Genomic DNA, 26,528 nt, shown 5'->3' on the forward strand with positions numbered 1-26,528 from the left:
CAGTACAAAATTTATAATGAAGAACATCCCAGAGCTACTAACCGAAATCTTTTATAAGAAAGTAGACTTAGTCGGAACCAAACCGTTATCATATTGGTAGCATATGATTAGTATGCTAATAAAGTGAACTTTAATTAAAGTTAAATTGGGTGGTACCGCGGAAGCAAAGCCTTTCGTCCCTTTATAGGGATGAAGGGCTTTTTTTAATTTATAAAAGGACAATTTTAAATAAAAAATCAAAAGGAGTGTGTGAGTATGTGCTTAATAATACCAGAAAAATATGAAACTAGTTTAGGAGTTATAGAAACTCAACAAGCCATAAAGGATTTAAAAGACTTTTTTGAAAATAGATTAGGGGAAATGTTAAAACTAACAAGGGTGTCTTCACCATTATTTGTTTTACCAGAAACAGGAACAAATGATAATTTAAGTGGAATAGAAAAACCTGTAAGTTTTGAAATAACTCATTTAAAAAAAGAAGCTGAAATTGTTCATTCATTAGCTAAATGGAAAAGAATGGCACTTAAAAAGTATGGATTTTCAGTAGGAAAAGGATTGTATACGGATATGAATGCAATAAGAAAAGACGAAGAACTAGATAATCTTCACTCTTTATATGTAGATCAATGGGATTGGGAACTTATAATAAACAAAGAAGATAGAAATTTGGATACATTGAAAAAAGTCGTAAAATGTATATATAAAGTGTTTAAAGAAACAGAAGAACACGTACATGCAATATATCCAGAAGTAAAATGTTTCTTACCAGAAGAAATAACATTTATAACTTCACAAGAGCTACTAGAAATGTACCCAGATTTAACACCAAAAGAAAGAGAAGATGCTATAGTAAGAGATAAAAAGGCAGTATTTTTAATGCAAATAGGTAAGGTTTTAAGTAATGGAAAAAAACATGATGGTAGAAGCCCAGATTATGATGATTGGGAATTAAATGGAGATATATTATTTTATAACCCAGTTTTAGATAATGCAATAGAGTTATCTTCAATGGGAATAAGAGTAGATGAAAAAAGTCTAGAAAAACAACTTGAAATATCTGGATGCGAAGATAGAAAAGAATTAGAATATCATAAATCATTATTAAATGGAGAGCTTCCATATACTATAGGTGGAGGAATAGGTCAGTCTAGAATCTGTATGTATTTTTTAAACAAGGCACATATAGGAGAGGTTCAAGTAGGTATTTGGCCAGAAGATATGGTTAAAGAGTGTAGTGAAGCAGGAATTTATTTATTATAATAAATTATTAAATAGTAGAATTAAATAAATATATAATAAAATCTAAGTTGCATAATAAATAATTATATAACTTGGATTTTATTATGTTATTCTAAATTATAATGAAAATAATAACTTAGATATATTAATTAACAATACATATATTTAAATCATAAAATATCTATATACTACTAACTAAGGAGGGATATAGATGAAACCAGAATATGGAGATGTAATTTGTGTAAATCATGGTATCTATAATCATTTTGGTATCTATGTAGATGATGATCATGTAATCCATTATGCTGGTAAAGATGAAGATTTTTTTCTAAGAAATATGTATATTGACGAAACTAGAATGAGTAAATTTTTAGGAAACTCGAATAAATATTATGTATATAAGTTTCCTTATGATGTAACAAAACCGATTAAAAGAATTAAAGGAGAAGGGTTAAATAGAGGGTATAAAGAAAGTGCATATGCTATGTATATGCTTTTAAAAATAAAAAATAAGATTAAATATAAAATATATTCACCAGAAGAAACTGTAAAAAGAGCGAGAAGTAGAATTGGTGAAAGACGCTTTAACTTAGGACTTAATAACTGTGAATATTTTGCAATTTGGTGCAAAACAGGTGTTAGCCAATCGTATCAAGTTAATTTAGTTTTAGATGCAATATTTATAAAGAGCAAAATAGATATTGCATAATATAAAAATAAAACTGACTATATTACAAACTCATTGTAAAAGTCTTGAGATAATTTAAGAGGTTAGATAATTAAAACCGTATAGCATAATTTATGCGATACGGTTTTTAATATTTATTAATTAGAATTAAAATTTATCTAATCAATAATCATAGTATGTTGATGGATGCTACTAAGAGGGATATAATAAGATTTATAATAAAAGAAAACAGGTGAGATAATGGACTTTAAAATAGTAAATAATATACTACTAGATAATACAGAGAAAAGTAGATTAAGTAGAGGGAAAATATATTATGAAGATGGATATGTAGAAGAAGTTAGATACAGCAATGAAGGCAAAGTACTAACAATAGATGGACATGTAGCTTCAGAATTTCAAAATCGTATATATAATAGTTCTATAGTTATAGATTTAGAAAATAAAAGAGTAATAACAGGAATGTGTGACTGTCAAGATTGCATGTCTAGAAGTACGACTGAGCATTTATCTATATGTAAACATATAGTAGCAATAACATTATATGTAATAAATTTATTAAAATCAGATGTAATAAGTAGTTTAAAACAAACTACATTTACAGTTAAAAACAAAAGCAAAATAAAGAGAGATAAAAACTATATAAATAAAGATTTATTGAATTATTTCAAAAGTAACCCTAAGGAGCAAATTAATTTATATATAAAACTAGAGTTTATAGGTGCAAATAGTATAAGTGCGGACTTTAAAATAGGTATTGATAAAATGTATGTTTTAAAGAATTTAAGAGATTTTGCATATGCAAGATTAAATTCAAATGATTTAGTATACGGAGTAGACTTTATATATAATCCTTTAAATAACTATTTTTGCGAGGATGATGAAAAAGTGGTAGACATGATTGAAGAGTATGGAATGGGACTATCATATATAGCACCTCAAAGAGAACTTAGATATATGACAGTAAAAGGACCTAATATAAGAAGATTAATGGAATCATTACAGTATAGAAATTTTGAATTTAAATTTGGAAAATTGTATTATAATCCCAAAATTATAAAAGGAGAATTACCTATAAGCGTAAATTTAGAACTAGATGATAATGAAGTAATACTTAAAAGTAATGGTCAATTACCAACTCCAATATCTCAAAAAGGAGATGTAGTGTTTTATAAAGGTGATATATATTTATTAAGTGGAGAAAATGGAATTTATTACAATAAAATATACAAAATACTAGATGAATTTAAAGAAATTTCATTTAATAGAGACGAAGTAAGCGAAGTTTTAACTAATATTATACCAAAACTTGAAAATATTTGCAGTGAAGTAATATTAGATGAACAGATTAAAAAAAATATTAGCAATAACCTAATTGTAAAGTATTACTTTGATCTAGAAGATAGCAAAGTAACTTGTAAGGTAGAATTTGAATATGAAGGGCAAGAGGAAGGGAAATTTATAATTAAAGATATAGATAAAGAACAACAAGCTATATATAGACTTTATACAAATTATTTTGAGGAAGATAAAAATAGATATGTATTTAAAGGGAATGATGTGCAGTTGTATGACTTTCTGAGCAATGAAATAAACAGATTAAAAAATATAGGGGAAGTTTATTACTCAGATAAGTTAAAAGAAAAAAAGATTTATAATTCAACAAATATAAGGATTGGCTTAGGAGAAGAAGTTAATCATTACTTAGATTTTAATTTTGAAATAGAAGGTGTAGATGAAAATGAATATAAAAAAATAATAGATGCATTTAAAGTTAATAAAAGATTTTATAAGCTAGGGAATGGAAGTTTTATAAATTTAGAAGAAGAAAAAACAAAAGAAGTATTTAAATTAATGGAAAGTTTAGGCTTTACTAGTAGTATGAAAGAAATGAAAATACATAGTAGTAAAGCTTTATTTATAAACGATCTTTTTACAGAGGAGAAATTACCGTATATAAGTGGAATTGAAAATACAAAAGAAATAGTTGAAAGGTTTAAATATATAAGTAGCTTAAAAATAGATATACCAAATAACTTAAATGCAACATTAAGAGATTATCAAGTAGATGCATTAAATTGGTTTGAAACCCTAGATTATTGTGGATTTGGAGGTATACTTGCTGATGAAATGGGTCTTGGAAAAACAATACAAACTATAACCTTTTTATTAAAAAAAGAAAATAAGAAAACATTAATTATAACACCTACATCTCTTATACATAATTGGAAAAACGAGTTTGAAAAATTTGCACCAAGCATTAAAGTTGGGATTGCGCATGGATTAAAAAAAGAAAGAGATATGGTAATAAAGAATATAAAAGAATTTGATATAATCTTAACTACATATGGATCTATTAGAAATGATTTAGAAAAATATGAAGAAATAAATTTTGATTATTGTATCATAGATGAGGCACAAAATATAAAAAATCCCACAGCATTAAGTACAGATGCAGTGAAAGCTATAAAATCTAAGAATAAGTTTGCTCTTACAGGAACACCAATAGAAAATAATTTATTAGAACTTTGGTCAATTTTTGATTTTATTATGCCAGGTTATTTATATAATTTAACTAAATTTAATGCAGTTTTTATAAGAGATGAAAGCCATATCGAACACTTAAAAAGAATGATTAAACCATTTATACTTAGAAGGACTAAAAAACAAGTTATAAAAGAATTACCGGATAAAATAGAAAGACAATTCTTGATTGAATTAAGCAAAGAACAAAGAAAAATTTATGGTGTTTATGTAGAAGATATACAAAAAAAACTCAAAGAAAAAAAAGCTATAAAAGATAAAATAACTGTATTTGCATATTTAACTAAACTAAGACAACTTTGCTTGGACCCAAGTATAATAGTGGATGATTACAAAGGAAAAAGTGCAAAAATTGAAGCTTGTTTAGAAATAATAAAAGAATATGGTGAAGAAAATAATAAAATATTAGTATTTTCACAATTTACAAGTGTATTAAAGAATATAGGTAAAAAACTTTCAAGAAATAAGATAGAATACTATTATTTAGATGGTCAGACTAAAGCTATTGATAGAATAAAATTAGTAGATGAATTTAATGAAGGAAATGAGAAAAAAGTGTTTTTAATTTCCTTAAAGACTGGAGGTACAGGCTTAAACTTAACGTCTGCTAACACTGTTATACACTTTGATCCATGGTGGAATCCTTCAGTAGAAGATCAAGCTAGTGATAGAGCTCATAGATATGGTCAAAAAAACGTGGTTGAAGTTATAAAGCTTATAGCAAAAGGGACCATAGAAGAGAAAATAGTTAAACTACAAGAAAGTAAAAAAGAATTAATTGATGATATTATAAATGGTAATTTATCTGATGGTGGTGTATTGAAGAGTTTAACTGATGAAGAAATATTAAATCTATTTAAATAATTTTATTAAAAAACTATCTTAAATTATTTATTGATTAAAATTTAATTTAAGATAGTTTTAATTTACATAATTAAACAAACTCTATAGAAAGTACGTTATTTTTACTAATACAAATAGCACTGCCTAAATCTCTTCCAGACATAGTAAGTAGACCTACATCCTCATTCTTATTAAATTTATTCATCCATTCAACTAGAGAAGAAAAGTTTCTAACTCCATCTCTTTCTATGAATCTTATAAATCCATTTTTGTAAGTTATTTTTATTTTGTTATTATTTTTCATTTAACCACTCTCCTCAATAAATTATACCCCTAAAATAGATTTATATAAATATTTAAAATTTAAAAATAAAATTAATTATATTTATTATGATTTTAATTAAATAAAAAAAATAAAATTAGTAATACTAATATTATATAAATAAAAAGGAGGTTAAAAATGAAAAAGTCATCTAATTTATTAATAGTACTAATTTGTATATTAGGCATAAATTTAGTTGGATGTAGCAATAATAAAAACTCAAATGTAGATAATTTACAAAAAGAAAATCAAACTACAAATGAAATTACGAACACTAATAATACTTTGACCAAAGATGAGTATAAAGATACATTTGTAAAAAATTATGAAAAATATATAAGTCCGATAGATTTTAGAGATGAGCAGTTAGATGATATATTAGATAAAAATAATGATTTAAATAATGAACAACTGATAGAAAACTATAAAGCTTTACTATCAGATAGCAAAACTAATATAAAATCATTTTGTGAATCTTTAAAAGGTCTAAAAATTGAGGATTCCAACTTACAAAATTTAAATAATGCTTTAGTAGAAAACTGTGATAAAGTAATTTCTGATATAAAATTAAAAGAAGAGAATATTAACTCAATAGATCCTAGTTTAATTAGTGGAGATAAAATAGCATTAATGGATTATCTAGAAAAAGAATTAGACAAAGATATTAAAAATGAAGAAAGTTTTGATAATACTTTAGAAAAGATAGAGAATAATTTAGGCATAGATTTAGATAATAATAAATAATAAATTTATACATATATTTTGGAGGTATTGAAAATGAAATTAAGAAAAACATTAGCAATAGGACTTTCTATAGGATTAGCATTAGGGACTTTTGGATGTAGTAATAAAACAGAAACTCCAAATGAAGAGAACATTACTAATAATAGTGCAACAGAAACAAATAAGTATGCAGGAACTGAATATTATAACCAATACTCAGACCTTTATAGCAACAATTTAAGACCATTAAGTAATTATAATATATATAGAACCGTAGATGATGTAAATAAGGCATATGAAAATGAAAATGATTACCCAGGAAATGAAAAATATTTATCAGACTTAAAGGCTGCTTATAAAGATAGTAAAGAAAAAATACAAGCATTTATTGATGGATTGAAAAACGATGTAAAAACAGATGATAAAGATTTAAAAGCTGCAAATGATGAGCTTATAGCAGAAGGTGAAAAATTAATAAATGAAATAGATGCTAGAATGAAAAAACTAGACACAATACCTAAAGATGCTTATTCTAAGAGTAAAGATGAGTTTATTAAACTTGTAGATGATACAACTAAAGTTGAAGGTGATGTAAGTAATGAGTTTGATAAAATGATAAAAAATATGAATGAAATGTTAGGAATAAACACGACTCCAAGTACTAAAACTACAAAATAAAAATAAAAATATATATAAAAGAATAAATATTCAAAAAATAGTGAAAATTAGATTGACAGATATTTTAAATTAATATATGATATAAATAATAAGAAACAAAAATAAATTAAAAATAGAATAAAAATAATTTCTTATCAAGAGAGGTGGAGGGACTGGCCCTATGAAACCCGGCAACCAGTATATTTTATATACACGGTGCTAAATCCTGCAATTCGCAAGAATTGAAAGATGAGTATAAGTCTGCTTAAAAAGCCTGAGTTTATACTCAGGCTTTTATTATTGTATAGATAGAATTAAATTTGGGGGAGTGAGTTAAATGATAAGCATCAAAGGTGTAAATAAGTATTATGGAAATACTAAGGTACTTAATGAAGTTAATATGGAAATAAGAGAAGGAGAGATATTTGGAATAATTGGTCATAGTGGTGCAGGTAAATCAACATTACTTAGGTGCATAAATGGGCTTGAAGAATATCAAGAAGGTAGTATTTTTGTTAGTGAAAAAGAAGTAAAATCTCTTAGAGAGAATGAGTTAAGATTTTTAAGAAAAGATTTAGGAATGATATTTCAGCATTTTTCCCTATTAGAAAGAAAAACTGTATTTGAGAATATTGCATTGCCACTAGAATGTTTTAAATACTCTAGAAAAGAAATTGAAAAGAGAGTAATTGAACTGTTAGACCTAGTAGGATTAAGTGATAAAAAAAATTCGAAGCCAAGAAATTTAAGCGGTGGACAAAAACAAAGGGTTGCAATAGCAAGAGCTCTAGCACTAAATCCTAAAGTTCTTCTTTGCGATGAAGCAACTTCAGCTTTAGATCCTAATACAACAAAGTCTATATTAGCTTTGCTTGAAGATATAAATAAAAAATTAGGAATAACTATTATAATGGTAACCCATCAAATGGAAGTTATAAAACAAATATGTACTAGAGTTGCAATTATGGAAGGTGGCAAAGTTTTAGAAATAGATGACACAGAAGAGGTGTTTTTACACAATACAAATGGACTTAGAAAACTAATTGGAGAAGAAAATATAGTATTACCAAAAGGAACAAATATAAAGATATTATTTCCAAAAGATATTTCTAATGATTGTATAATTACAAATATGGCAAGAAGCTTAGATTTAGATTTCTCTATAGTATTTGGTAAATTAGAAAAATTCAGAAATGATATATTAGGATCTTTAATTATAAATGTTTCTTCAGAACATGGAGATAGTGTAAAGAGATATTTAGATAGTCAGAATATGAGATGGGAGGAGATTACAGATGAATCAAACTAGTTTAAGTGAATTTTTAACAGAAATTTTAGGGGATGCATTATTCGAAACACTAATAATGATAGCTATTCCTACATTAATAGCTACAATAATAGGATTTATACTAGCAATAATACTTGTAGTTACAAAGCCAGATGGATTAAAGCCTTGTAATACTATTTATAAAGTACTAGGATTTATTGTTAATATTTTTAGAAGTTTTCCATTTATTATACTTATGGTAGCATTAATACCATTTACTAGAATGTTAGTTGGAACTAGTATAGGAGTAAAAGCAGCAATAGTACCAATTACCATAGGATCTGCACCTTTTATAGCTAGAATTATAGAAAGTGCTCTAAATGAAGTTGACAAAGGTTTAATAGAGGCAGCTAAATCTTTTGGAGCAACAAAATCACAAATAATTTTTAAAGTAATGATAAAAGAAGCTATGCCATCTATAATATCTGGTATTACTTTATCAGTAATTTCAATACTTGGATATACAGCAATGGCAGGTGCCGTTGGGGCAGGTGGTCTTGGAAATGTAGCTTTAACTTATGGACATCAAAGATTTGATACAGCAGTAATGATTTACACAGTTATTACATTAATAATCATTGTACAGATAATACAAAGTTTAGGAAACTTAGCTTATAGAAAACTAAAATAAGGATTTAAATAGGGGGATTATATTATGAAATTAAAAAAATTATTATCTTTAGGTTTAGCAGTAATAATATCAGTATCTGCAGTAGGATGTTCTTCAAGCAAAGATAAAAAGGATGATATAGAAGCATCTGAAAGTAAAACGATAGTAGTGGGGGCATCATCAACTCCACATGCAGAGATTTTAGAAGAAATAAAACCTTTAGTAGAAGCAAAAGGATATGATTTAGATATTAAAATATTTGATGATTATGTTATGCCTAATACAGCATTAAGTGAAGGCTCTTTAGATGCTAATTATTTTCAGCATATACCATATCTAGAAGAAACTATTTCACAAAAAGGATATAAGTTAACATATACTGAAAAAATACACTTAGAACCAATGGGTGTATATTCAAAGACATTAAAAAATCTAGAAGAATTATCTAATAATTCGAAAATAGCAATACCTAATGATCCAACTAATGGGTCAAGAGCGATACAATTATTGGCAGATAATGGATTAATTAAGGTTTCTGACCATGATTTACTTACAATAAAAGATATAACTGAAAATCCTAAAAATATAGAATTTGTAGAGGTAGAAGCAGCTCAATTACCATCTGTATTAGAAGATGTTGATGCTGCGGTTATAAATACTAATTATGCTTTAAGTGCAAACTTAAATCCAACAAAAGATGCAATTGCAATAGAATCATCTGATTCACCTTATTCAAATATTTTAGCTTGTAGAGAAGATAATAAAGATAGCGAAAAAATAAAGGTATTATCAGAAGCATTAACTAGTCCTGAAGCCAAGGCATTTATAGAAGAAAAATATAAAGGTAGTATAATACCATCATTTGAATAAAATTAATATCTGTAAAGTAGAAATATAAAAAGACGAGATAAAAAATATCTCGTCTTTTTATATGAGAAAAATTGGTATATAAATAGTATAGAAAAATGGATTACTATCATATAATATATGAATAATAATATTTATTTAGGAGGAAAAAATGGGTAATTTAGATTCAGACCCCGGGGGCGTTCTCTCGAAAATAATACTAATAATAGTATTAACATCAATTAATGCTTTTTTTGCAGCTTCAGAAATGGCAATAGTTTCTGCAAACAAAACAAAAATAAAACAATTTAGTAGCCAAGGAAATGTAAAGGCTAAACTATTAGAAAAGCTTATGGAAGATCCTAGCGATTTTCTATCAACGATTCAAATAGGAATAACTTTAGCTGGATTCTTTTCAAGTGCATCAGCAGCAACTGGTATATCAAATTATATAAATAGATTTATTTCTATTTTAGATATTCCTTATACTCATGAAATATCAATTATATTTATAACAATAATACTATCTTACTTTACATTAGTATTTGGAGAGTTGGTTCCTAAGAGAATTGCTTTAAAAAGATCTGAGAGTATAGCATTATTATCTGTTAAGACGATTTACATGGTATCAGTAATAGCTAAACCTTTTACAAAAATTTTATCATTTTCAACTTTATTAGTGTTAAAGCTTACAGGTAATAATACTGAAGATGTAGAAGAAAAAATATCTGAAGAAGAAATTAAATCATTAGTAGCACAATCAGAAGAAGATGGATGCATTGAAGATGATGAAAAAAATATGATTTATGGTATATTTGAGTTTAATGATAAAATATGTAAAGAAGTAATGACATCTAGAAAAGATACATTTTTAATTGAGGTAGAAGATGATATTAATGATATATTAGATGAAATTTTAAGGTTAGGTTATTCTAGAGTACCTGTATATAAGGATAATGTAGATAATATTGTAGGAGTGCTATATGTAAAAGACTTATTAAAAGAAGCTAGAAGGGTTGGATTTACAAATATAGATATAAAAAGCATAATTCATAAACCATATTTTGTTCCAGAAAATAAGAAGACTAATGAGTTATTCAAAATTTTAAAAGAAAAGAAAATTCATTTAGCGTTGCTAGTAGATGAATATGGTGGATTCTCAGGAATAGTTACAATGGAAGATTTGATAGAAGAAATAATGGGAGAAATAAATGATGAGTATGACACAGATGAATCTGATATAAATCAAATAGATGAAGGTACTTTTATTGTTAAAGGTATAGTACCACTTTGTGAGGTTAAAGAAAAATTTAATGTTAATTTAACTGACAGAGATTACGATACTTTAAATGGTTATTTTATTGATAATCTTGGTGAAGTGCCAAAGGACATTAATGAAGTACCTAAAGATAAAAAAGAGATTATTTTAGATGATATAAAGCTCGAGATACTTAAAATTGGAAATAAAAGAATAGAAAAGGTTAAGTTAAGTATTTTAAAATAAAGCTAAAATCATATAAATTTTATAAAGAAAAAGTGTAGATAAGAATATTTTTATCTACACTTTTTAAGTTTTTAAATTTCTTATTAATAAATTTTAATATGGTATAATAAGACTAATGACATAGAAAAAGAAGGTGTTAGTTTGCAAGAAAAATTTTTTGAACAAAATGGATTAGATTTAGCTAAGAGTATTTTAGGTAAATTTCTTATAAGAAGGTATAATGGAAAAACTATAGTTAGTAAAATAGTTGAAACTGAAGCATATATGGGTATAACTGATAAAGGTGCACATGTTTATGGTGATAAAAAAACAGAAAGAACAAAGCCATTATACTTAAATGGTGGTCATATTTATATTTACTTAATTTATGGAATGTATTATTGCTTAAACATATCTGCAAATAAAGAAAATATACCAGAATGCGTTCTTATAAGAGCTGTAGAGCCTATAGATGGCTTAGAAGAAATTTGTAAAAATAGGTATAATAAAAATTATAATGAATTGAATAACTACCAGAAGAAAAATATATCTAATGGTCCAGGCAAATTATGTATGGCATTAAATATAGATAAGACTCTAAATTCTAAAAGTATTTTAGAAAATGAACTATTTATAAGTGAATTTTATTATAAAGGAAATGAAAAGGTTTATGGAGAAGAAAATTTTGAAATAGAAACGGATACTAGAATAAATATAGATTATGCAGAGGAAGCTAAATATTATCCATGGAGATTTTATATAAAAGATAATAAATTTGTATCTGTATTAAAAAAGTAAGACTTATAAATATAAATCTTAGTTGTATAATCAGTTTTGTATAAGATTATACAACTAAGATTTTTTATACTAAAAGTATAAATTAGAGATTAAAACCTATATAGTATTAAATATGTAAATATATGTTATAATTGAAGTAAATTTAGTTATAGAGTTAACAATACGCGTTATTGCTTAACTCTATTTTAATGATATTTTTTGATATAAAAAAGGAGGGTTATGATGAGAAATATAGGATTTATAGGAGCTGGAAATATGGCATCAGCTATAATAGGAGGAATCGTAAAAGCAAAATTACTACAGACAGAGAATATAATAGCATCTGCACTTAGAGATTCCACATTAGAAAGAGTAAATAAAGAATTTGGAATAAAGGTTACAAAGGATTCACAACAGGTAGTAAAAGAATCTGATATAATATTTGTTTCAGTAAAACCTAACGTATATGATGAAGTATTAAAGCAAGTTAAAGAATTTATAACTAACGATAAAATAATAATTGCTATAGCAGCGGGAAAAACTATAGAATCAATAGAGGCTGTTATTGGAAATGATAAGAAAATAGTTAGAACAATGCCAAATACACCGGCATTAGTAAATGAAGCTATGTCATCTATATCTCCAAATAAAAATATAAGTGAAGAAGAATTAAATTTAGTTATAGATATATTTAATTCTTTTGGACAATGTGAAGTCGTAGAAGAATATTTAATAGATGCAGTAGTAGGAGTAAGTGGATCATCACCAGCATATGTATTTATGTTTATAGAAGCTTTAGCAGATGGAGCAGTGAAAGCAGGTATGCCAAGAGAAAAAGCTTATAAATTTGCAGCTCAAGCTGTTATGGGATCTGCAAAGATGGTTCTTGAAAGTGGTAAGCATCCAGGTGAATTAAAAGATATGGTTTGCTCTCCAGGTGGAACAACAATAGAAGCAGTTACTATTTTAGAAGAAGAAAATATGAGGTCTGCTATAATAAAAGCAGTAGATGCAGCTGCTAAAAAGTCAAAGCTAATGAGCAGTAAATAAGAGGGAAAAATGAATAACTGTGATAAAATAATTGAAATTAAAAATTTAAGCAAACGTTATGGAGAAAAAGAAGTACTAAAAAATATTAGTTTAGATGTAAGCAAAGGAAATATAATTGGATATATAGGTCCAAATGGAGCTGGTAAAAGTACGACAATAAAAATAATACTAGGTCTTATTAGTGAATATGATGGAAAAGTAAAAATATTTGGTAGAGATATTAAGGAAGAGAATTTTGAATATAAAAACAAAATTGGGTATGTACCAGAAGTTGTTAAAGTATATGAAAGTTTAACTGCTAAAGAATATTTAACTTTTATTGGACAGTTATATGGAATAGAATATGAAAAGTGTGACAATAAAGCAAGAAGGCTTATGAAAGTATTAGGTATTGAAGATGCTTATGAAAGTAGAATATCATCTTATTCAAAAGGAATGAAGCAAAAAGTTGCTATAATTTCTTCTGTACTTCATAATCCAGACATACTTTTTTTAGATGAGCCACTTAGTGGATTAGATGCTAACAGTGTTCTTTTAATAAAAGAAATTATAAATAGGTTAAAAGAAGATGGGAAAACTATTTTCTATTCATCTCATATAATGGAAGTTGTAGAAAAAATAAGTGATAGAATAATAGTATTAAATGGTGGAAATATTGTAGCAGATGGAAATTTTGATGAAATTAGAAATTCGAGTTTTGATGGTTCTTTAGAAGAAATATTTAATGAGCTTACTGGATTTGATGAACATAATGATTTATCTAATGAGTTTGTAAATATTTTAAATGAGGTGTAACATATGAAAAACTATTTTGCACTTAAGGGTCTTGATTTATTTAAGAAGATATATACTAGATATGGGGTAGACTATGATGTAATGAGATTAATAATTCAGGTTAAATTAACCTTAGATTCTAGAAGAATGTCAAATAATAATAGTAATATGTATGAAGAAATAAAAGAGAAAAATTATTTCTTTACGTCATTAATAGTATATGCAATTTTAGGTGTTATGTCTGTTCCCTTATTGTTTATGAATATGGATATTAGATTAAAAATGACTATGAATTTCTCTTGCTTTATGATACTTCTATTAACTGCATTAATATCTGATTTTTCTAGTGTAATACTAGATATAGATGATAAAGATATAATTGGAATTAGAGGAGTGGATTCTAAAACTTTAAATGCTGCAAAAGCTACACATATATTTTTATATATATTTGCTTTAAGTTTAGCGTTATCTGCATTTAGTATGATTGCATTTTTAAGATTTGGAATAAAGTATTTTTTATTGTATATATTAAGTATAATTTTAATAGATATATTAATGATAATGATAACCTCTATTATATATTTAGTAATTTTAAAGTTATTTAAAGGTGAAAAACTAAAAGATATATTAAATACTTTTCAAATAGCTTTTTTATTACTATTTACGATAGGTTTTCAATTTATAATAAGAGGATTTGATTATATGAATATAGACTTTACATATACTTCATCATGGTGGAATATTCTTTTTATACCCATGTGGTTTGCGTCTAATTTTAAATTAATTCAAGGAAGTGGTTACGATATCGTAGGAATTATATTAAGCATAATGTCTGTATCAGTACCTATAATTTCTGTGATAATATATGGAAAGTTTTCGTTAGTTTTTGAAAAGAATCTTCAAAAATTAAATGATAATACTTATAAAAATAAGTCTAAAAAAGAAAATCTTACTTTTAAGATAAGCAAACTTATTTGCAAAGAAAAAGAAGAAAGAGCTATATTTAATTTTACTTATAATATTTTATCTAAAGATAGAGATTTTAAGACAAAAGTATATCCTTCTTTAGCATTAGGAACATTTATGCCAATAATAATGTTAATTAGTGCTTATGATAATAGTGGATTAGGAAATTATATGAATGAAATAAAAGATAGTTATATGTTTCTTAGTGCATATTTTATAGTTGTAATAATGCAAAATATTATAACTATGACTGGATACTCAAATGAATATGAAGGGGCATGGGTATATAATGTTTTGCCTATTAAAAATAAAAGTAATATATATACTGGAACATTTAAAAGTAGCATATATAAACTAGGCATACCTTCTTTTATAATATTATCTATTATTTTTATAGGCATATTTGAAATAAAAGTAGTCAAGCATTTATTAATAATATTTTTATCTGAAATATTTGTATCAATGCTTACTTTTAAATTTAATGAAAAGATTTTACCATTTTCTAAACCTTATAATATAGGAGATTCTTCTAAAAATATTTTTGTAGTTTTTAGATGTATATTTATAACTGGGATATTATTACTAATTCATTTTGGAATTATATTAATGAATAATAATATGCTAATATATATTTACTTATTAGCTTTAATAATTATAGTGCGAATGTCATGGAAAGTTGTTTTTAAGATAAATAATAAGAATTAAATAAAAAATACTTAAAAATGAGTTATTTGTAGCCTATATTAATAATATATTACAAATAACTCATTTTTTTTAAAACCTTTTCTTATATATTAGAGTCTAACTATTGTATAGTAATATAATATAAAATGTTATGGAAGGAGATATAATGGAAGAAATTGTCTTAGTAAAAAGAGCAATCAAAGGTGATAGGCAAGCCTTTGAAAGTCTTATAGACATATACTCTGATAGGTTATACAGAGAAGCTTATTTAAGGTGTAAACATGAAGATGATGCAAAGGAAATTATACAAGAAACAGTGTATAAAGCATATAGAAACATAGGTACCTTAAAAGAGGCGAAATATTTTAAAACTTGGATAAGTAGAATACTTATTAATGTTTCTAATGACTATTTAAGTAAAATGGGAATGATTGACTTACAACATGATGAAAGTGCTTATGCAAAAAAAGTAATTGTTGAAGACAAAATAGAAATGAAAATAGATTTATATAATGCAATTGATGAACTAGAAGATAAATATAAAGATGTTATTATATTAAGATATATAGAAGATTTAAAAATAGAAGAAGTATCAAAAATACTTGATCGTCCTATTAATACGATAAAGACCCACCTAAGAAAAGCAATTTCGGATATGAAAAATCTATTAAAGGAGGGGTATGGAAATGAGTAAAAAAATAGAACGTCAAAATATAAATGATACCTTAGATATTGAATTAGAAGATATAAGTTTAGAAGAATTTGATTTATCAATGGATAAATTTTATATAGATGAAGAAAAAATAAATTCTATAAAAGCCCCAAAAGATATGAAGCTTTGGGTTAAAGATGCTATAGATAAAGCCGAATATGATGTAAAGAAAAGTAAAAGAAAAAAACAAATAATAGCAAGTGTAGCAAGTATTACAGTGATATTTTCTATAGGAGTTTATAATCCAGTTTTAGCTCATAGAATCTCTTTTTTAGAAAATGTACTACAGAATATAAATGATACTTTAAAAATAGATGAAATATCTTATAGATTAGGTATAGATAAAATACTACCAAAAGTTACTATAAATAAGGAAAATAAAGTTAAATATATAAAACCACCAAAATATAAAATAAACAAAAATGAAATTAATAAAGATGATATAAGCTTTTTAGAGAGTAGTGACTTTGAAAATTCAGAAGGCCCTAAAAGTGAATATTCATCAGTACAATTTATACATAAGATGTCAAATAGCATAATTAATCCTATTGATGGAAGAAAATATGGTAATATAGAAATTAGTCCTAAAACTATAGATTTAGCTATAAAAGGATTAAAGTATATAAACAATGAAGATATTCAAAACTACTTGAATTTTGAGCTAGAAAAATGGAAAAATGGAGATTTTAATAATGCAGTAGAAGTACATAATTATGTATGGGAATTATTAGATGGACAAGTAGGTAAAGCTATATCAATAAATGAGTCAAGTGTAGAAAATGTATTAAAAAAACATTTTAAATAATTTTAAGGGGAGAATATATGAATATAAAAAAAATAATATTATTAACATTAACTATTATTATGAGTATGTTTGTTTTGATAGGATGTAATAAAGAAAATGAATTACAAACAACAATAAATAAGTATACTGATTTGTTAAATGAAAATAATTATGATGAGATATATGAAAGCTTATCAAAAAAGTCTAAGGAATATATAGATAGTGAATATGATGGAAAAGATGGTTTTATAAATAAATATTCTGCTATATACTCAGCTATGGGAGTAAATAATGTAAAAATAGAAATAAAAGATTTAAAAAATGAATCTTCAATACCAGTAAATATGTCAATGAATACAATTGCAGGAGATTTAAAGTTTGAAGATTTAAATATAGAATTAGTTAAAGAAGATAAAAATTATAAGATTCTTTGGAATGAAAGTATGATAATTCCAGGTATGATACAAGGAGATAAAGTTAGAGTTAAAATTACAAATGGTAATAGAGGACGCATTTTAGATAGAGATGGAAACTTATTAGCATATAATGGAGATGTAAATAGCATCAATATAGATCAGAGAATTTTTGATGAACATAAAGATGAAAATATTATCAAATTGGCATCTATTTTGGATATAAGTGAAGAATATATAAAGGATAAATTAGATAAAAATACTAATAAAGAACAATTAGTTTTTATAGTTAAACTTTCAAAATATGAGGATGAGAAAATATCAGAGTTAAATGAAGTACCAGGAGTAATAGTTCAAAGAGTAATATCGAGGGTTTATGCAAATGGTGAAGCTTTTGGTAGTTTATTAGGTTATATAGGTAGTATAACAGCTGAAGAATTAGAGAAAAATCCAGGAAAAGGATATACATCAACAAGTCAAATTGGCAAAAATGGATTAGAGCAAGTTTATGAAGAAAGGTTAAGATCAAAAGATGGTGTACATATATATATAGATAGAAATGGAGAGCAAATAACAGTATACAAGACTGAGGCTAGCGATGGAGAAGATATACAATTAGCAATAGACTCAAAACTTCAAGAAAAAATTTATAAAGAGATGGATAAACAAAAAGGAGCTTCTATTGCAATGGATTCTAATACGGGAGAAGTACTAGCTATGGTAAGTTCACCTTCATATGATTCAAATACTCTTGTTACTTATAAAACTAAAACCATAGCAAAAGAATGGGAAGAAAGTAATAAGGCAGAATTTGATAATAGAGCTAATAACTCATATTCTCCTGGTTCTACAATGAAGCTTATAACAGCTGCTATAGGACTTGAGAATAAGGTTATAAACCCTAATGAAAAAATGGATATACAAGGCTTAAGTTGGCAAAATGGATCTTCTTGGGGAGATTATGCAGTAAGTCGTGTAAAAGATGCAAAAAAAGTAGGTTTATATGAAGCTGTAAAATACTCAGATAATATATACTTTGCAGATAAAGCAATCAAAATAGGAAGTGAGAGATTTATAGAGGGAAGTAAAAAATTTGGAATAGGAGAAGATATAAAATTTGAATATCCTATGGCAAAATCTCAAATTTCTAATAATGGAGAATTAAATGATGAGATACTCTTAGCTGATACTGGCTATGGACAGGGGCAAGTTCTCACTACACCACTTAATATTACTATGGCATATAGTGCTTTAGCAAATGAAGGCAATATAATGCAGCCTAGATTAGTGATAAGTGAAAATACTGAAGCTAAGATATATAAAGAAGCTATTTCTAAAGAGTATATAAGTGAGTTAAAGAAAGATTTTATTGGTGTAATTAATGACTCTGATGGAAGTGGATATTTAGCAAAGATAGATGGTGTAAATCTTGCAGGAAAAACAGGTACAGCAGAAATTAAATCGAGTAAAGATGATGAAAATGGAAATGAGAATAGCTGGTTTGTTGCTGTAGATTTAGATAATTCTAAGGTATCAATATCTATGGTTATGGAAGATATGAAAGATAAATCTACATCTAAGTATTTAGTACCAAAAGTTAAAAATATTTTAGAAAATTATATAAAAAAACAATAATTAAATATATTATTTAATATATTTAATAAATAAAAAGGATTATGAAAGTTTTTCATAATCCTTTTTATTTATTTTGTATACTTGAGTGAATATAGAAGAAAATATATTTAAAATAAGATTTATCAAGGAGAAATGCTATGAAAAAATTACAAAAGCCATTATTATTTATTTTATTAATTATATTTTTATATACTTCTAGTTCATATTCTATGGAAAGAAAAGAAGATATTTGTGTTAATAAATTATTTGTAGTTGAATCTAAAATTGAAAATAAAGAAAATGAGTTCTTCAAGTATAATATAAAATATCCCTTTATGAATTTTAAAGAAGAGTACGCAAAGAAAAACAAAAAAAATGTAAAAATCATAGATGAAATAAATAAAGATATATATGAGTACATAATGAGTTTTAAAGAGAATATAAGTAAGCAATCTGAAAAATATAAAGAAGATTACACTAATATATATGCTAAAGAGAAAGAAAAATATGTAAAGTATCAATATGAAGCTGATTCAGACTATCAAGTTACTTATAATAAAAATAATATTATAAGCATTCCTATAACAACATATGAGTTTACTGGAGGGGCACATGGAATGACATATTTAAAGTCTTTTAATTATAATTTAAATAATGGATCAAAACTTATGTTAAAAGACTTATTTAAAGAAGACATAGATTACGAAAAAATAATAAATAATTTTATTAAATCAGAAATATCTAAAAATAAACTACTATATTTTACGGGGAAAGATGGTTTTAAAGGAATAAAAAGAGATCAAGATTTTTATTTAGAAGATGATGGTATTGTAGTATATTTTCAATTATATGATATAGCTCCATACTATGTTGGAATTCCAAAGTTTAAATTGACATATAATCAATTTGGAGATTATTTAAAATAAAGATAAAAAAGATAGGTAATTTTTAATTACACTATCTTTTTTTATCTTTATTATTGAACTGTATTTATAGTATCTTCAGGATGGTCTTCTGAATTATTATTTTCAGTACTATTGTCATTATTAGACTCATAAGAAGATGTATTATCATCTTCTGTAGATTGACTATTTTCATCTATGTTATTAGTATTATCTTCTACAATAGGTGTTTCTAAGTTTTGTTCTGTTTCATAATTAGATTCTGAGTTAGAAGAATCATTGTTATTAAATAATCCTGTAAACCAATTCCATATTTTAGTGAAGAAACCTTCAACCTCCTCACTTGATGGTAAATTTATAGCTTCCTTGTCAGTAGCATCTATTTGAGCATTTTCCCCAAGTAAACTATCGTTCGTATTTTCTAGGATACCTAAATCTTTATTTCCTTCAAATATACCTGCTACCCAATCACCAATTCCACTAAACCAATTTTTTACTGAATCAAAGAATCCAGGGTTTATTTCACCTAATGCAATTAAATTATCATTAACATTTTCCTTAACACTTTCTAAAGCATTTTTTATACTATTATAATCATATTCTTGTTGTGCTATTTTAGCCATTAAATCTTCTATTTGTTTTTGTTGCTCTGCTGTTAAAGTAACGTTATAGTTATTAGTAACATTATTTATAGTTTCAGCTATTTGTATAGTATCACTGGTATTATTTTTTATTATCTCTGTTTTTATATCGTTGATTATACCAGTAGCTTTATCTTGACCAGAATCACCACCAATATCATCTGCTAAGTCACCAGTTATTATTAGTTCTTCAGATGCAATTTCTTTTTTCTCTTCGTCTAAAGGTTCACCAGTAGCATCTTCAAAAGCTTTCATTATACCAGTCATCATTCCTGTACCTGAAACTGGAAATGGAGCAGCAGCAACTACATTAGCATCTTCAATTCCAACTGTAGACATTATACTTGCAATCATTGAACTTGTAGCCCAAGTTATATTTGCAGTTTTAACATTTATACCGCTTCCAGGTTTAGTTGGTTCAACATAAGCACAAGAGAAAGTTTTTTTCCCTAGTTGCGCCTCTGTAGCAACTCCTTGTAAATATTTTCTTTCTTCTTGGTTATTTACTTCTACTATAACTACTTCATTCTCATCTACGCCAAAATACTTTAGCATAGTTGCACGTTGTTCTTTACTTAAGTTTGCACCTAATGTAACAACTCTTGAGCCATCAGCAAAAGCAAAGTTAATGCTTCCTAAAATTATAGCACCGCATAAGATTAATGAAGTTATTTTCTTTTTTAGTTTCATACTCAATCTCCTTTAATTTGTCGTATAGATAATATATACGATTTGTTAACAGTATTTATGTATTTCCTGTCTTTAATATACTATAAACTATTTTTTTATTCAATGCGTTTACAATTTTGTAACTCTAATTACAAAAATATTAAGGAAATCTTAAGATAATTTACTCTATAGATTCTTATTTAAAAATACACATAAATAAATCTTATATAAAATGAAATATCATTATATATAAGCTAATTACATTAACCCCCAAGAGTAACATCTTGTTCATTATACCAATTTAATGCATCATAAAAGTCTTTTGATTTAAAATCAGGCCAATAGTTATCTATTACATAAAAATCTGCGTATACAGATTGAGCAGGTAAGAATCCACTAAGTCTTCTTCTACCACCCCATCTTATAATTAAATCTATTCTAGAAATATCCTTAGAGTGTAAGTAAGGTATAATATGTTTTTTAGAAGTATCAGCTTCTTTTAATAAATTTAAATCCCATTCCCATCCATAGTGTATTAAAAAGTTTACTTTTATCCCACCTTTACCAAATTTTTGTCTTGTCGCAAATGGAAGTAATTCTTTTGGAAAAGCGCTTGATTCAGTATTACCAAGAACAAGTATTTCACAATCTTCCTTTGTAAGTAGCATAACAGAGTCAATACATGCTTGTGTAAAGGCAAGTTTTTGTTCTGTAGGCCTTTTTGTATTATCTACGGTAAATCCATAGAAAGTTACTTCTTTTATATTTTCTTTCTGGCAAAGTTTAAATACATCTAATCCAGGATTAATTCCATGTTTATATCCCATATCTTTAGTCATATTATTAGATAAAGCCCAACGTCTATTACCGTCGGGTATGATTCCTATATGCTCTGGTACTCTCATAAAACCTCCTAATTAATAATTATTATTTTTATATTATTTCCAGTAAAATATAAAATAAACCAAATTATAGAAAGTCTTTAGCCATGAATGATTAGCATAATTAAAAAATGATTGGTATTTAGCAAATTTTTATATTACATATATGATGTATTTTTACAAATAATAAAATTAAATTCTATATATTTAAGGAGGCGTATAAATGAATAAAAATTTTAAGGATGAAGTTAATAATCAATGGGCAGGTTCAAATATTTCTTTGATGAGTAGAACTGAAAGTAAAGAAAAAGATGAAAATAATAATGAATGGACTTCTACATTAAAGAAAAGTCCGAAAGTTTATGGTAGGAATTGTCATCCAGAAAAACATAATAATAAATAGTAAATAAAGTAAATTAAATAGACTATATTTTAGTCTATTTAATTTACTTTATTTTATAAGGAGTGTGCTTTATGAAAAGTGTAATCATTATTGGAGGTGGGGTAGGAGGATTATGTACTGCAGTAAGATTATTAAATAAAGGATTTAAAGTAACTGTTTTAGAGAAAGAAAATACTTTAGGTGGAAAAGTAAATATAATAAAAAGAAATAAGTTTAAATTTGATTTAACTGCATCTGTTTTAATGACACCTGATATATATATAAGTATCTTTAAAGATATAGGCAAGGACTATAAAAAATATATAAATTTTGTTAAATTAGATACTCTTTATAGAGTGAATTATTATGACAACACATCTATTGATATTTCATATGATAGCAGAACTATGATTAATACATTAGAAGATATTCAAGATGGATTATCAAAAGAGTACATAGACTTTTTATCCGAATCTTTTAAAAAATATTCTATAAGTAAAAGTAATTTTCTAGATAAAGATATGATAGATATAAAAGAAGTTATAAATATTAATTCTATGAGTAAGTTAATTGAATTGAAGCCTTTTTCAAGTTCGAGTAATTATATTTCATCAAAAATTAGTAATGAAAAGTTAAAAAATTATTTAATATTCAAATCTATGTATATAGGAATAAATCCATATGATAGTTCTAATTTATATACATTAATACCAGCAATATCACAGTTATATGGTCTTTGGTATATAAAAGGTGGTTTTTATGAATATATAAGAGCCTTAGAAAAATTGATATATGAACTTAATGGTAGTATAAAATTGAATACGAGAGTAGACGAAATACTAATAGATGAAAGTAGGATTTTAGGTGTTAGGTGTAAAGATAAGGTTTATGAAAGCAATATTGTGATATGTAATGCTGATTATCCTTATGCAATAAAAAATTTATTTAGATATAATCTTAAGAGACCTTTTAATAAAGAAAATATAGATAAAAAAGAATTATCATGCTCAGTATTTATATTGTACTTAGGCTTAAATAAAAAATATAAAGAATTAAAAACTCATAATATATATATAAATAAAAATTTTAAAGAGAGTATAGAAGCACCTTTTAAAGGTGAAATACCTAAAAATCTTTCTCTTTATATATATTATCCAAGTCATATAGACGAGAGTATATGTGAGGATGGATATAGCGCTTTAAATATTATGGTTCGAGTTCCTAATCTAACTTATAAAAATATAAATTGGGATGAAAATAGCACAAAAAAAATTAGAAATAAAATTATAGAAACCTTAAAAGATTTAAATGGACTGGAAGATATTGAGGAGCATATAGAGGACGAAGAATATTTGACACCATTAGATTTAGAAGAAAAATTTAATGCGTATAAAGGGTGTGCTTTTGGTTTAAGTCATAAGCTAAAACAAACTGCATATTTAAGGCCTCATATAAAGTCTAAATGTATAAATGGATTATACTTTATAGGTTCATCAACTCATCCAGGTAATGGAGTTTCTGTTATAATTGATGGTAGTAAAGTTTTAAGTGAACTAATTTATAAAGATTACTTTAATGATTAGTATAATACGATATATAAATTTAAATATTATTACCATTATATTAAATAAAAAATTATGAATATATTATAATTAGGGCCACTAAGGTATTTAAATCAAGAAGCAATCTTGAGAAGACTTTATGGCTTTTTATATTGCACACAAATAGAATATAGAAAAGGATACTAGTTGTAAGTATAAAATTATAAATAATAATAAAAGAAAAAGTTTAAGCGTACATGAATTTGTGTATATACTATATATGGTTTTAAAATAAGTATAAAACAACTATATATAGTATTTTTAGAATTTAAATAAAAGGATGTGCGCTAATGAACTGGATAGAACTTAACAACCAAGTTATTCAAAAAGATAAGCTTGGGAAATATCAACTTGAAAAAGATAAAGAAGCTTTAGAAAATTACATAAACGAATATGTGATACAAAAATTAAAAAAATTTAAAAGTATAGAAGAAAGATTAAAATTTTTAGTGGAAAATAATTATTATTCAAAGGATGTAATTAGTAAATATAACATGAAATTTATAAAAAAACTATACGAACATATTGAAAATTATGGTTTTAAATTTCAATCTTATATGAGTGCTAATAAATTTTATGGAAACTATGCATTAAAAAGTGATGATGGAAAGGAAATTTTAGAAAACTACAATGATAAGGTTTTAATAGTATCATTAGCATTAGGGGACGGTAATGAAGATTTAGCTTTTAACTTAGCAGATAAATTAATTAAGCAAGAGTTTCAACCAGCAACTCCTACTTTTTTAAATGCAGGTAGGAAAAGAGCTGGAGAAATGGTATCTTGCTTTTTATTATCAATAGAAGATAGTACAGAAGGCATTTCTTATGCCATATCTTCAGCGAATCATTTATCAAAAATTGGAGGAGGAGTCGCTCTTAATTTATCTAGACTTAGAGCAGCTGGTGAAGATATAAAAGGTATTGAAGGTGCAGCAGGTGGATCAGTTGGAGTAGCTAAAATGTTAGAACAGTCATTTAGTTATTTTAATCAAATGGGAGCAAGACAAGGGGCAGGAGCCGTTTATTTAAATGTTTTTCATCCAGATTTCGAAATGCTAATGGATACAAAGAAAATAAATGCTGATGAAAAAATAAGGTTAGCAACGTTGTCATTAGGAGCAGTAATTCCAGATAAGTTTATGGAATTGGCAGAAAAAAATGAAGTTGGATACGCTTTTTATCCTCACTCTGTTTATAAAAAATACGGTGTTCATCTTGATGAAATTAAAATGGATGAGTGGTATTTGAAATTAGCTAATGATAAAGAAATAAGAAAAAAAGAAATTAATCCAAGAAAAATGTTAACTAAGATAGCTCAAATGCAGCAAGAAAGTGGATACCCATATGTTGTATTTATAGATACTGCAAATAAAGAACATGTACTTCAAGACTTAGGGATGATAAAAATGTCTAACTTATGCTGTGAAATATTTCAGTATCAAACAGATTCTAATATTAAAGGATATGGTGGAGAAAACATCTGGGGACAAGATATAAGCTGCAACTTAGGATCATTAAATATTGCAAATGTAATGGATAATAAGGATATAGAAAAAACAGTTAATACTGCAATAAGAGCATTATCAATCGTTTCTGATAAGACAAATATTAATGAAGTCCCAACTATAAAAAATGGTAATAATAAATCACATTCTATAGGTTTAGGAGCGATGAATTTACATGGATATTTAGTTAGAGAAAATATTTTATATACATCAAAAGAAGCAGTAGATTTTTGTAATGTATTTTTTGCAATCATTAGATATTATGCAATAAAAGCATCTATGGAATTAGCAATAGAAAAAAATACAGTTTTTGAAGGATTTGAAAAATCAGAGTATGTAAAAGGAAGAAAAAGTACAGTATTATCTAAATATTATACTCAATCTTATTTACCAAAAACTAATAAAGTAAAGGAATTATTTGAAGGCATATATATACCAACAACAAAGGATTGGTCAAATTTACTTGATAAGGTAAAAGAAAATGGAATCTATAATGCATATTTAACTGCAATAGCACCTACACAAAGTATAAGCTATGTACAAAATGCAACATCAAGTATAATGCCAATTACAGAACCAGTAGAAATTAGAACATATGGAGATTCGACAACGATTTATCCTATGCCGTTTTTAACTAATGAAAATATGTTATATTATCAATCTGCGTATAGAATGGATATGAGAAAAGTTATAGATATTGTAGCTACAGTTCAACAGCATGTAGACCAAGGTATATCAACTACTTTATTTGTAACAGATGATAAGACAACAAGAGATATAGCAAGGTATTATATTTATGCTTATAAAAAAGGATTAAAGAGTTTATATTACACAAGAACAAAAATGACTAGAGAAGACAATGAATGTCTAATGTGTTCGGTATAAGGAGAA

The 26,528-nt window shown here is 25.8% G+C and carries 23 protein-coding genes, 1 riboswitch and 1 other annotated feature (1 of these 25 only partly in view); of the genes, 20 read left to right on the forward strand and 3 right to left on the reverse strand.

What is annotated here, in order from left to right; genetic code table 11:
* Nucleotides 1-184, forward strand: a binding site (T-box leader); it begins 66 nt to the left of the window's first position.
* A gap of 71 nt (nt 185-255) precedes the next feature.
* The 3 genes from asnA (at nt 256) to HF520_RS04805 (ending at nt 5,335) form a co-directional block, all read left to right on the forward strand.
* On the forward strand, nt 256-1,260 hold the full coding sequence (asnA, locus tag HF520_RS04795) for an aspartate--ammonia ligase (RefSeq protein ID WP_168572946.1): 1,005 nt from the start codon (nt 256-258) through the stop codon (nt 1,258-1,260).
* A 190-nt stretch (nt 1,261-1,450) separates the two neighbouring features.
* Complete coding sequence (locus HF520_RS04800) at nt 1,451-1,948, forward strand: lecithin retinol acyltransferase family protein (RefSeq protein WP_168572947.1); 498 nt, start codon at nt 1,451-1,453, stop codon at nt 1,946-1,948.
* 219 nt (nt 1,949-2,167) lie between these two features.
* Nucleotides 2,168-5,335 carry a DEAD/DEAH box helicase gene (locus HF520_RS04805; RefSeq protein WP_168572948.1) on the forward strand — a complete coding sequence of 1,056 codons (3,168 nt, stop codon included), beginning with the start codon at nt 2,168-2,170 and terminating at the stop codon, nt 5,333-5,335.
* A gap of 70 nt (nt 5,336-5,405) precedes the next feature.
* On the opposite strand, the gene HF520_RS04810 is transcribed toward HF520_RS04805, so the two are convergent.
* Nucleotides 5,406-5,618 carry a hypothetical protein gene (locus HF520_RS04810; protein ID WP_168572949.1) on the reverse strand — a complete coding sequence of 71 codons (213 nt, stop codon included), beginning with the start codon at nt 5,616-5,618 and terminating at the stop codon, nt 5,406-5,408.
* A 156-nt stretch (nt 5,619-5,774) separates the two neighbouring features.
* Between HF520_RS04810 and HF520_RS04815 the strand changes: the two genes are divergently transcribed.
* The 14 genes from HF520_RS04815 (at nt 5,775) to HF520_RS04880 (ending at nt 19,982) form a co-directional block, all read left to right on the forward strand.
* Nucleotides 5,775-6,380, forward strand: a complete 606-nt coding sequence (locus HF520_RS04815) for a hypothetical protein (RefSeq protein ID WP_168572950.1) — start codon at nt 5,775-5,777, stop codon at nt 6,378-6,380.
* Between the two features lie 33 nt (nt 6,381-6,413).
* Nucleotides 6,414-7,037, forward strand: a complete 624-nt coding sequence (locus tag HF520_RS04820; protein WP_168572951.1) for a hypothetical protein — start codon at nt 6,414-6,416, stop codon at nt 7,035-7,037.
* 128 nt (nt 7,038-7,165) lie between these two features.
* A riboswitch (SAM riboswitch) is annotated at nt 7,166-7,272 on the forward strand.
* Between the two features lie 81 nt (nt 7,273-7,353).
* Complete coding sequence (locus tag HF520_RS04825) at nt 7,354-8,325, forward strand: methionine ABC transporter ATP-binding protein (RefSeq protein WP_168572952.1); 972 nt, start codon at nt 7,354-7,356, stop codon at nt 8,323-8,325.
* Nucleotides 8,312-8,974 carry a methionine ABC transporter permease gene (locus HF520_RS04830; protein ID WP_168572953.1) on the forward strand — a complete coding sequence of 221 codons (663 nt, stop codon included), beginning with the start codon at nt 8,312-8,314 and terminating at the stop codon, nt 8,972-8,974. Before HF520_RS04825 ends, HF520_RS04830 begins: the two co-directional genes overlap by 14 nt.
* A gap of 24 nt (nt 8,975-8,998) precedes the next feature.
* Complete coding sequence (locus HF520_RS04835; RefSeq protein ID WP_168572954.1) at nt 8,999-9,823, forward strand: MetQ/NlpA family ABC transporter substrate-binding protein; 825 nt, start codon at nt 8,999-9,001, stop codon at nt 9,821-9,823.
* A gap of 148 nt (nt 9,824-9,971) precedes the next feature.
* Nucleotides 9,972-11,303 (forward strand): hemolysin family protein, encoded by a 1,332-nt coding sequence (locus HF520_RS04840; RefSeq protein WP_168572955.1) that lies wholly within the window; start codon nt 9,972-9,974, stop codon nt 11,301-11,303.
* 141 nt (nt 11,304-11,444) lie between these two features.
* Nucleotides 11,445-12,080 carry a DNA-3-methyladenine glycosylase gene (locus tag HF520_RS04845; RefSeq protein WP_168572956.1) on the forward strand — a complete coding sequence of 212 codons (636 nt, stop codon included), beginning with the start codon at nt 11,445-11,447 and terminating at the stop codon, nt 12,078-12,080.
* A 222-nt stretch (nt 12,081-12,302) separates the two neighbouring features.
* A complete protein-coding gene (gene proC / locus HF520_RS04850; RefSeq protein ID WP_168572957.1) occupies nt 12,303-13,109 on the forward strand; it encodes a pyrroline-5-carboxylate reductase in 807 nt (268 codons plus the stop codon).
* Nucleotides 13,110-13,118: 9 nt separating this feature from the next.
* Nucleotides 13,119-13,904 carry an ABC transporter ATP-binding protein gene (locus HF520_RS04855; RefSeq protein WP_168572958.1) on the forward strand — a complete coding sequence of 262 codons (786 nt, stop codon included), beginning with the start codon at nt 13,119-13,121 and terminating at the stop codon, nt 13,902-13,904.
* Nucleotides 13,905-13,907: 3 nt separating this feature from the next.
* On the forward strand, nt 13,908-15,554 hold the full coding sequence (locus HF520_RS04860; RefSeq protein ID WP_168572959.1) for a hypothetical protein: 1,647 nt from the start codon (nt 13,908-13,910) through the stop codon (nt 15,552-15,554).
* A gap of 145 nt (nt 15,555-15,699) precedes the next feature.
* On the forward strand, nt 15,700-16,227 hold the full coding sequence (locus tag HF520_RS04865; RefSeq protein ID WP_168572960.1) for a sigma-70 family RNA polymerase sigma factor: 528 nt from the start codon (nt 15,700-15,702) through the stop codon (nt 16,225-16,227).
* Nucleotides 16,220-17,050 (forward strand): DUF6241 domain-containing protein, encoded by an 831-nt coding sequence (locus HF520_RS04870; RefSeq protein WP_168572961.1) that lies wholly within the window; start codon nt 16,220-16,222, stop codon nt 17,048-17,050. Before HF520_RS04865 ends, HF520_RS04870 begins: the two co-directional genes overlap by 8 nt.
* Before the next feature lie 17 nt (nt 17,051-17,067).
* Complete coding sequence (locus HF520_RS04875) at nt 17,068-19,077, forward strand: penicillin-binding transpeptidase domain-containing protein (RefSeq protein WP_168572962.1); 2,010 nt, start codon at nt 17,068-17,070, stop codon at nt 19,075-19,077.
* A gap of 137 nt (nt 19,078-19,214) precedes the next feature.
* Nucleotides 19,215-19,982 (forward strand): DUF3298 and DUF4163 domain-containing protein, encoded by a 768-nt coding sequence (locus HF520_RS04880; RefSeq protein ID WP_168572963.1) that lies wholly within the window; start codon nt 19,215-19,217, stop codon nt 19,980-19,982.
* A 50-nt stretch (nt 19,983-20,032) separates the two neighbouring features.
* Here the strand turns inward: HF520_RS04880 and HF520_RS04885 are convergent, their stop codons facing one another.
* Nucleotides 20,033-21,289 carry a DUF1002 domain-containing protein gene (locus HF520_RS04885; protein ID WP_168572964.1) on the reverse strand — a complete coding sequence of 419 codons (1,257 nt, stop codon included), beginning with the start codon at nt 21,287-21,289 and terminating at the stop codon, nt 20,033-20,035.
* Between the two features lie 242 nt (nt 21,290-21,531).
* Nucleotides 21,532-22,173, reverse strand: a complete 642-nt coding sequence (locus HF520_RS04890; RefSeq protein WP_168572965.1) for an undecaprenyl diphosphate synthase family protein — start codon at nt 22,171-22,173, stop codon at nt 21,532-21,534.
* A gap of 199 nt (nt 22,174-22,372) precedes the next feature.
* On the opposite strand from HF520_RS04890, the gene HF520_RS04895 reads away from it, so the two are divergent.
* The 3 genes from HF520_RS04895 (at nt 22,373) to nrdE (ending at nt 26,522) form a co-directional block, all read left to right on the forward strand.
* The gene (locus tag HF520_RS04895; protein WP_168572966.1) at nt 22,373-22,552 is read left to right on the forward strand and encodes a hypothetical protein; all 180 of its coding nucleotides are present in this window, start codon (nt 22,373-22,375) and stop codon (nt 22,550-22,552) included.
* Nucleotides 22,553-22,623: 71 nt separating this feature from the next.
* Nucleotides 22,624-24,114 (forward strand): phytoene desaturase family protein, encoded by a 1,491-nt coding sequence (locus HF520_RS04900; RefSeq protein ID WP_168572967.1) that lies wholly within the window; start codon nt 22,624-22,626, stop codon nt 24,112-24,114.
* Nucleotides 24,115-24,422: 308 nt separating this feature from the next.
* Nucleotides 24,423-26,522, forward strand: coding sequence for a class 1b ribonucleoside-diphosphate reductase subunit alpha (nrdE, locus tag HF520_RS04905; protein ID WP_168572968.1), 2,100 nt, complete (start codon nt 24,423-24,425; stop codon nt 26,520-26,522).
* Nucleotides 26,523-26,528 lie beyond the last annotated feature (6 nt).

The organism is Romboutsia sp. CE17 (assembly GCF_012317385.1).
Taxonomy (GTDB): domain Bacteria; phylum Bacillota; class Clostridia; order Peptostreptococcales; family Peptostreptococcaceae; genus Romboutsia_E.

Bases quoted from the DNA above. Each gene is read 5' to 3' on its own strand.
- HF520_RS04860 (WP_168572959.1), top strand. From the start codon at position 13,908: ATGAAAAACTATTTTGCACTTAAGGGTCTTGATTTATTTAAGAAGATA.
- HF520_RS04830 (WP_168572953.1), top strand. From the start codon at position 8,312: ATGAATCAAACTAGTTTAAGTGAATTTTTAACAGAAATTTTAGGGGAT.
- HF520_RS04835 (WP_168572954.1), top strand. From the start codon at position 8,999: ATGAAATTAAAAAAATTATTATCTTTAGGTTTAGCAGTAATAATATCA.
- HF520_RS04820 (WP_168572951.1), top strand. From the start codon at position 6,414: ATGAAATTAAGAAAAACATTAGCAATAGGACTTTCTATAGGATTAGCA.
- HF520_RS04840 (WP_168572955.1), top strand. From the start codon at position 9,972: ATGGGTAATTTAGATTCAGACCCCGGGGGCGTTCTCTCGAAAATAATA.
- proC (WP_168572957.1), top strand. From the start codon at position 12,303: ATGAGAAATATAGGATTTATAGGAGCTGGAAATATGGCATCAGCTATA.
- HF520_RS04810 (WP_168572949.1), bottom strand. From the start codon at position 5,618: ATGAAAAATAATAACAAAATAAAAATAACTTACAAAAATGGATTTATA.
- HF520_RS04855 (WP_168572958.1), top strand. From the start codon at position 13,119: ATGAATAACTGTGATAAAATAATTGAAATTAAAAATTTAAGCAAACGT.
- HF520_RS04870 (WP_168572961.1), top strand. From the start codon at position 16,220: ATGAGTAAAAAAATAGAACGTCAAAATATAAATGATACCTTAGATATT.
- HF520_RS04815 (WP_168572950.1), top strand. From the start codon at position 5,775: ATGAAAAAGTCATCTAATTTATTAATAGTACTAATTTGTATATTAGGC.
- asnA (WP_168572946.1), top strand. From the start codon at position 256: ATGTGCTTAATAATACCAGAAAAATATGAAACTAGTTTAGGAGTTATA.
- nrdE (WP_168572968.1), top strand. From the start codon at position 24,423: ATGAACTGGATAGAACTTAACAACCAAGTTATTCAAAAAGATAAGCTT.
- HF520_RS04825 (WP_168572952.1), top strand. From the start codon at position 7,354: ATGATAAGCATCAAAGGTGTAAATAAGTATTATGGAAATACTAAGGTA.
- HF520_RS04900 (WP_168572967.1), top strand. From the start codon at position 22,624: ATGAAAAGTGTAATCATTATTGGAGGTGGGGTAGGAGGATTATGTACT.
- HF520_RS04865 (WP_168572960.1), top strand. From the start codon at position 15,700: ATGGAAGAAATTGTCTTAGTAAAAAGAGCAATCAAAGGTGATAGGCAA.
- HF520_RS04800 (WP_168572947.1), top strand. From the start codon at position 1,451: ATGAAACCAGAATATGGAGATGTAATTTGTGTAAATCATGGTATCTAT.
- HF520_RS04805 (WP_168572948.1), top strand. From the start codon at position 2,168: ATGGACTTTAAAATAGTAAATAATATACTACTAGATAATACAGAGAAA.
- HF520_RS04875 (WP_168572962.1), top strand. From the start codon at position 17,068: ATGAATATAAAAAAAATAATATTATTAACATTAACTATTATTATGAGT.
- HF520_RS04890 (WP_168572965.1), bottom strand. From the start codon at position 22,173: ATGAGAGTACCAGAGCATATAGGAATCATACCCGACGGTAATAGACGT.
- HF520_RS04895 (WP_168572966.1), top strand. From the start codon at position 22,373: ATGAATAAAAATTTTAAGGATGAAGTTAATAATCAATGGGCAGGTTCA.
- HF520_RS04885 (WP_168572964.1), bottom strand. From the start codon at position 21,289: ATGAAACTAAAAAAGAAAATAACTTCATTAATCTTATGCGGTGCTATA.
- HF520_RS04880 (WP_168572963.1), top strand. From the start codon at position 19,215: ATGAAAAAATTACAAAAGCCATTATTATTTATTTTATTAATTATATTT.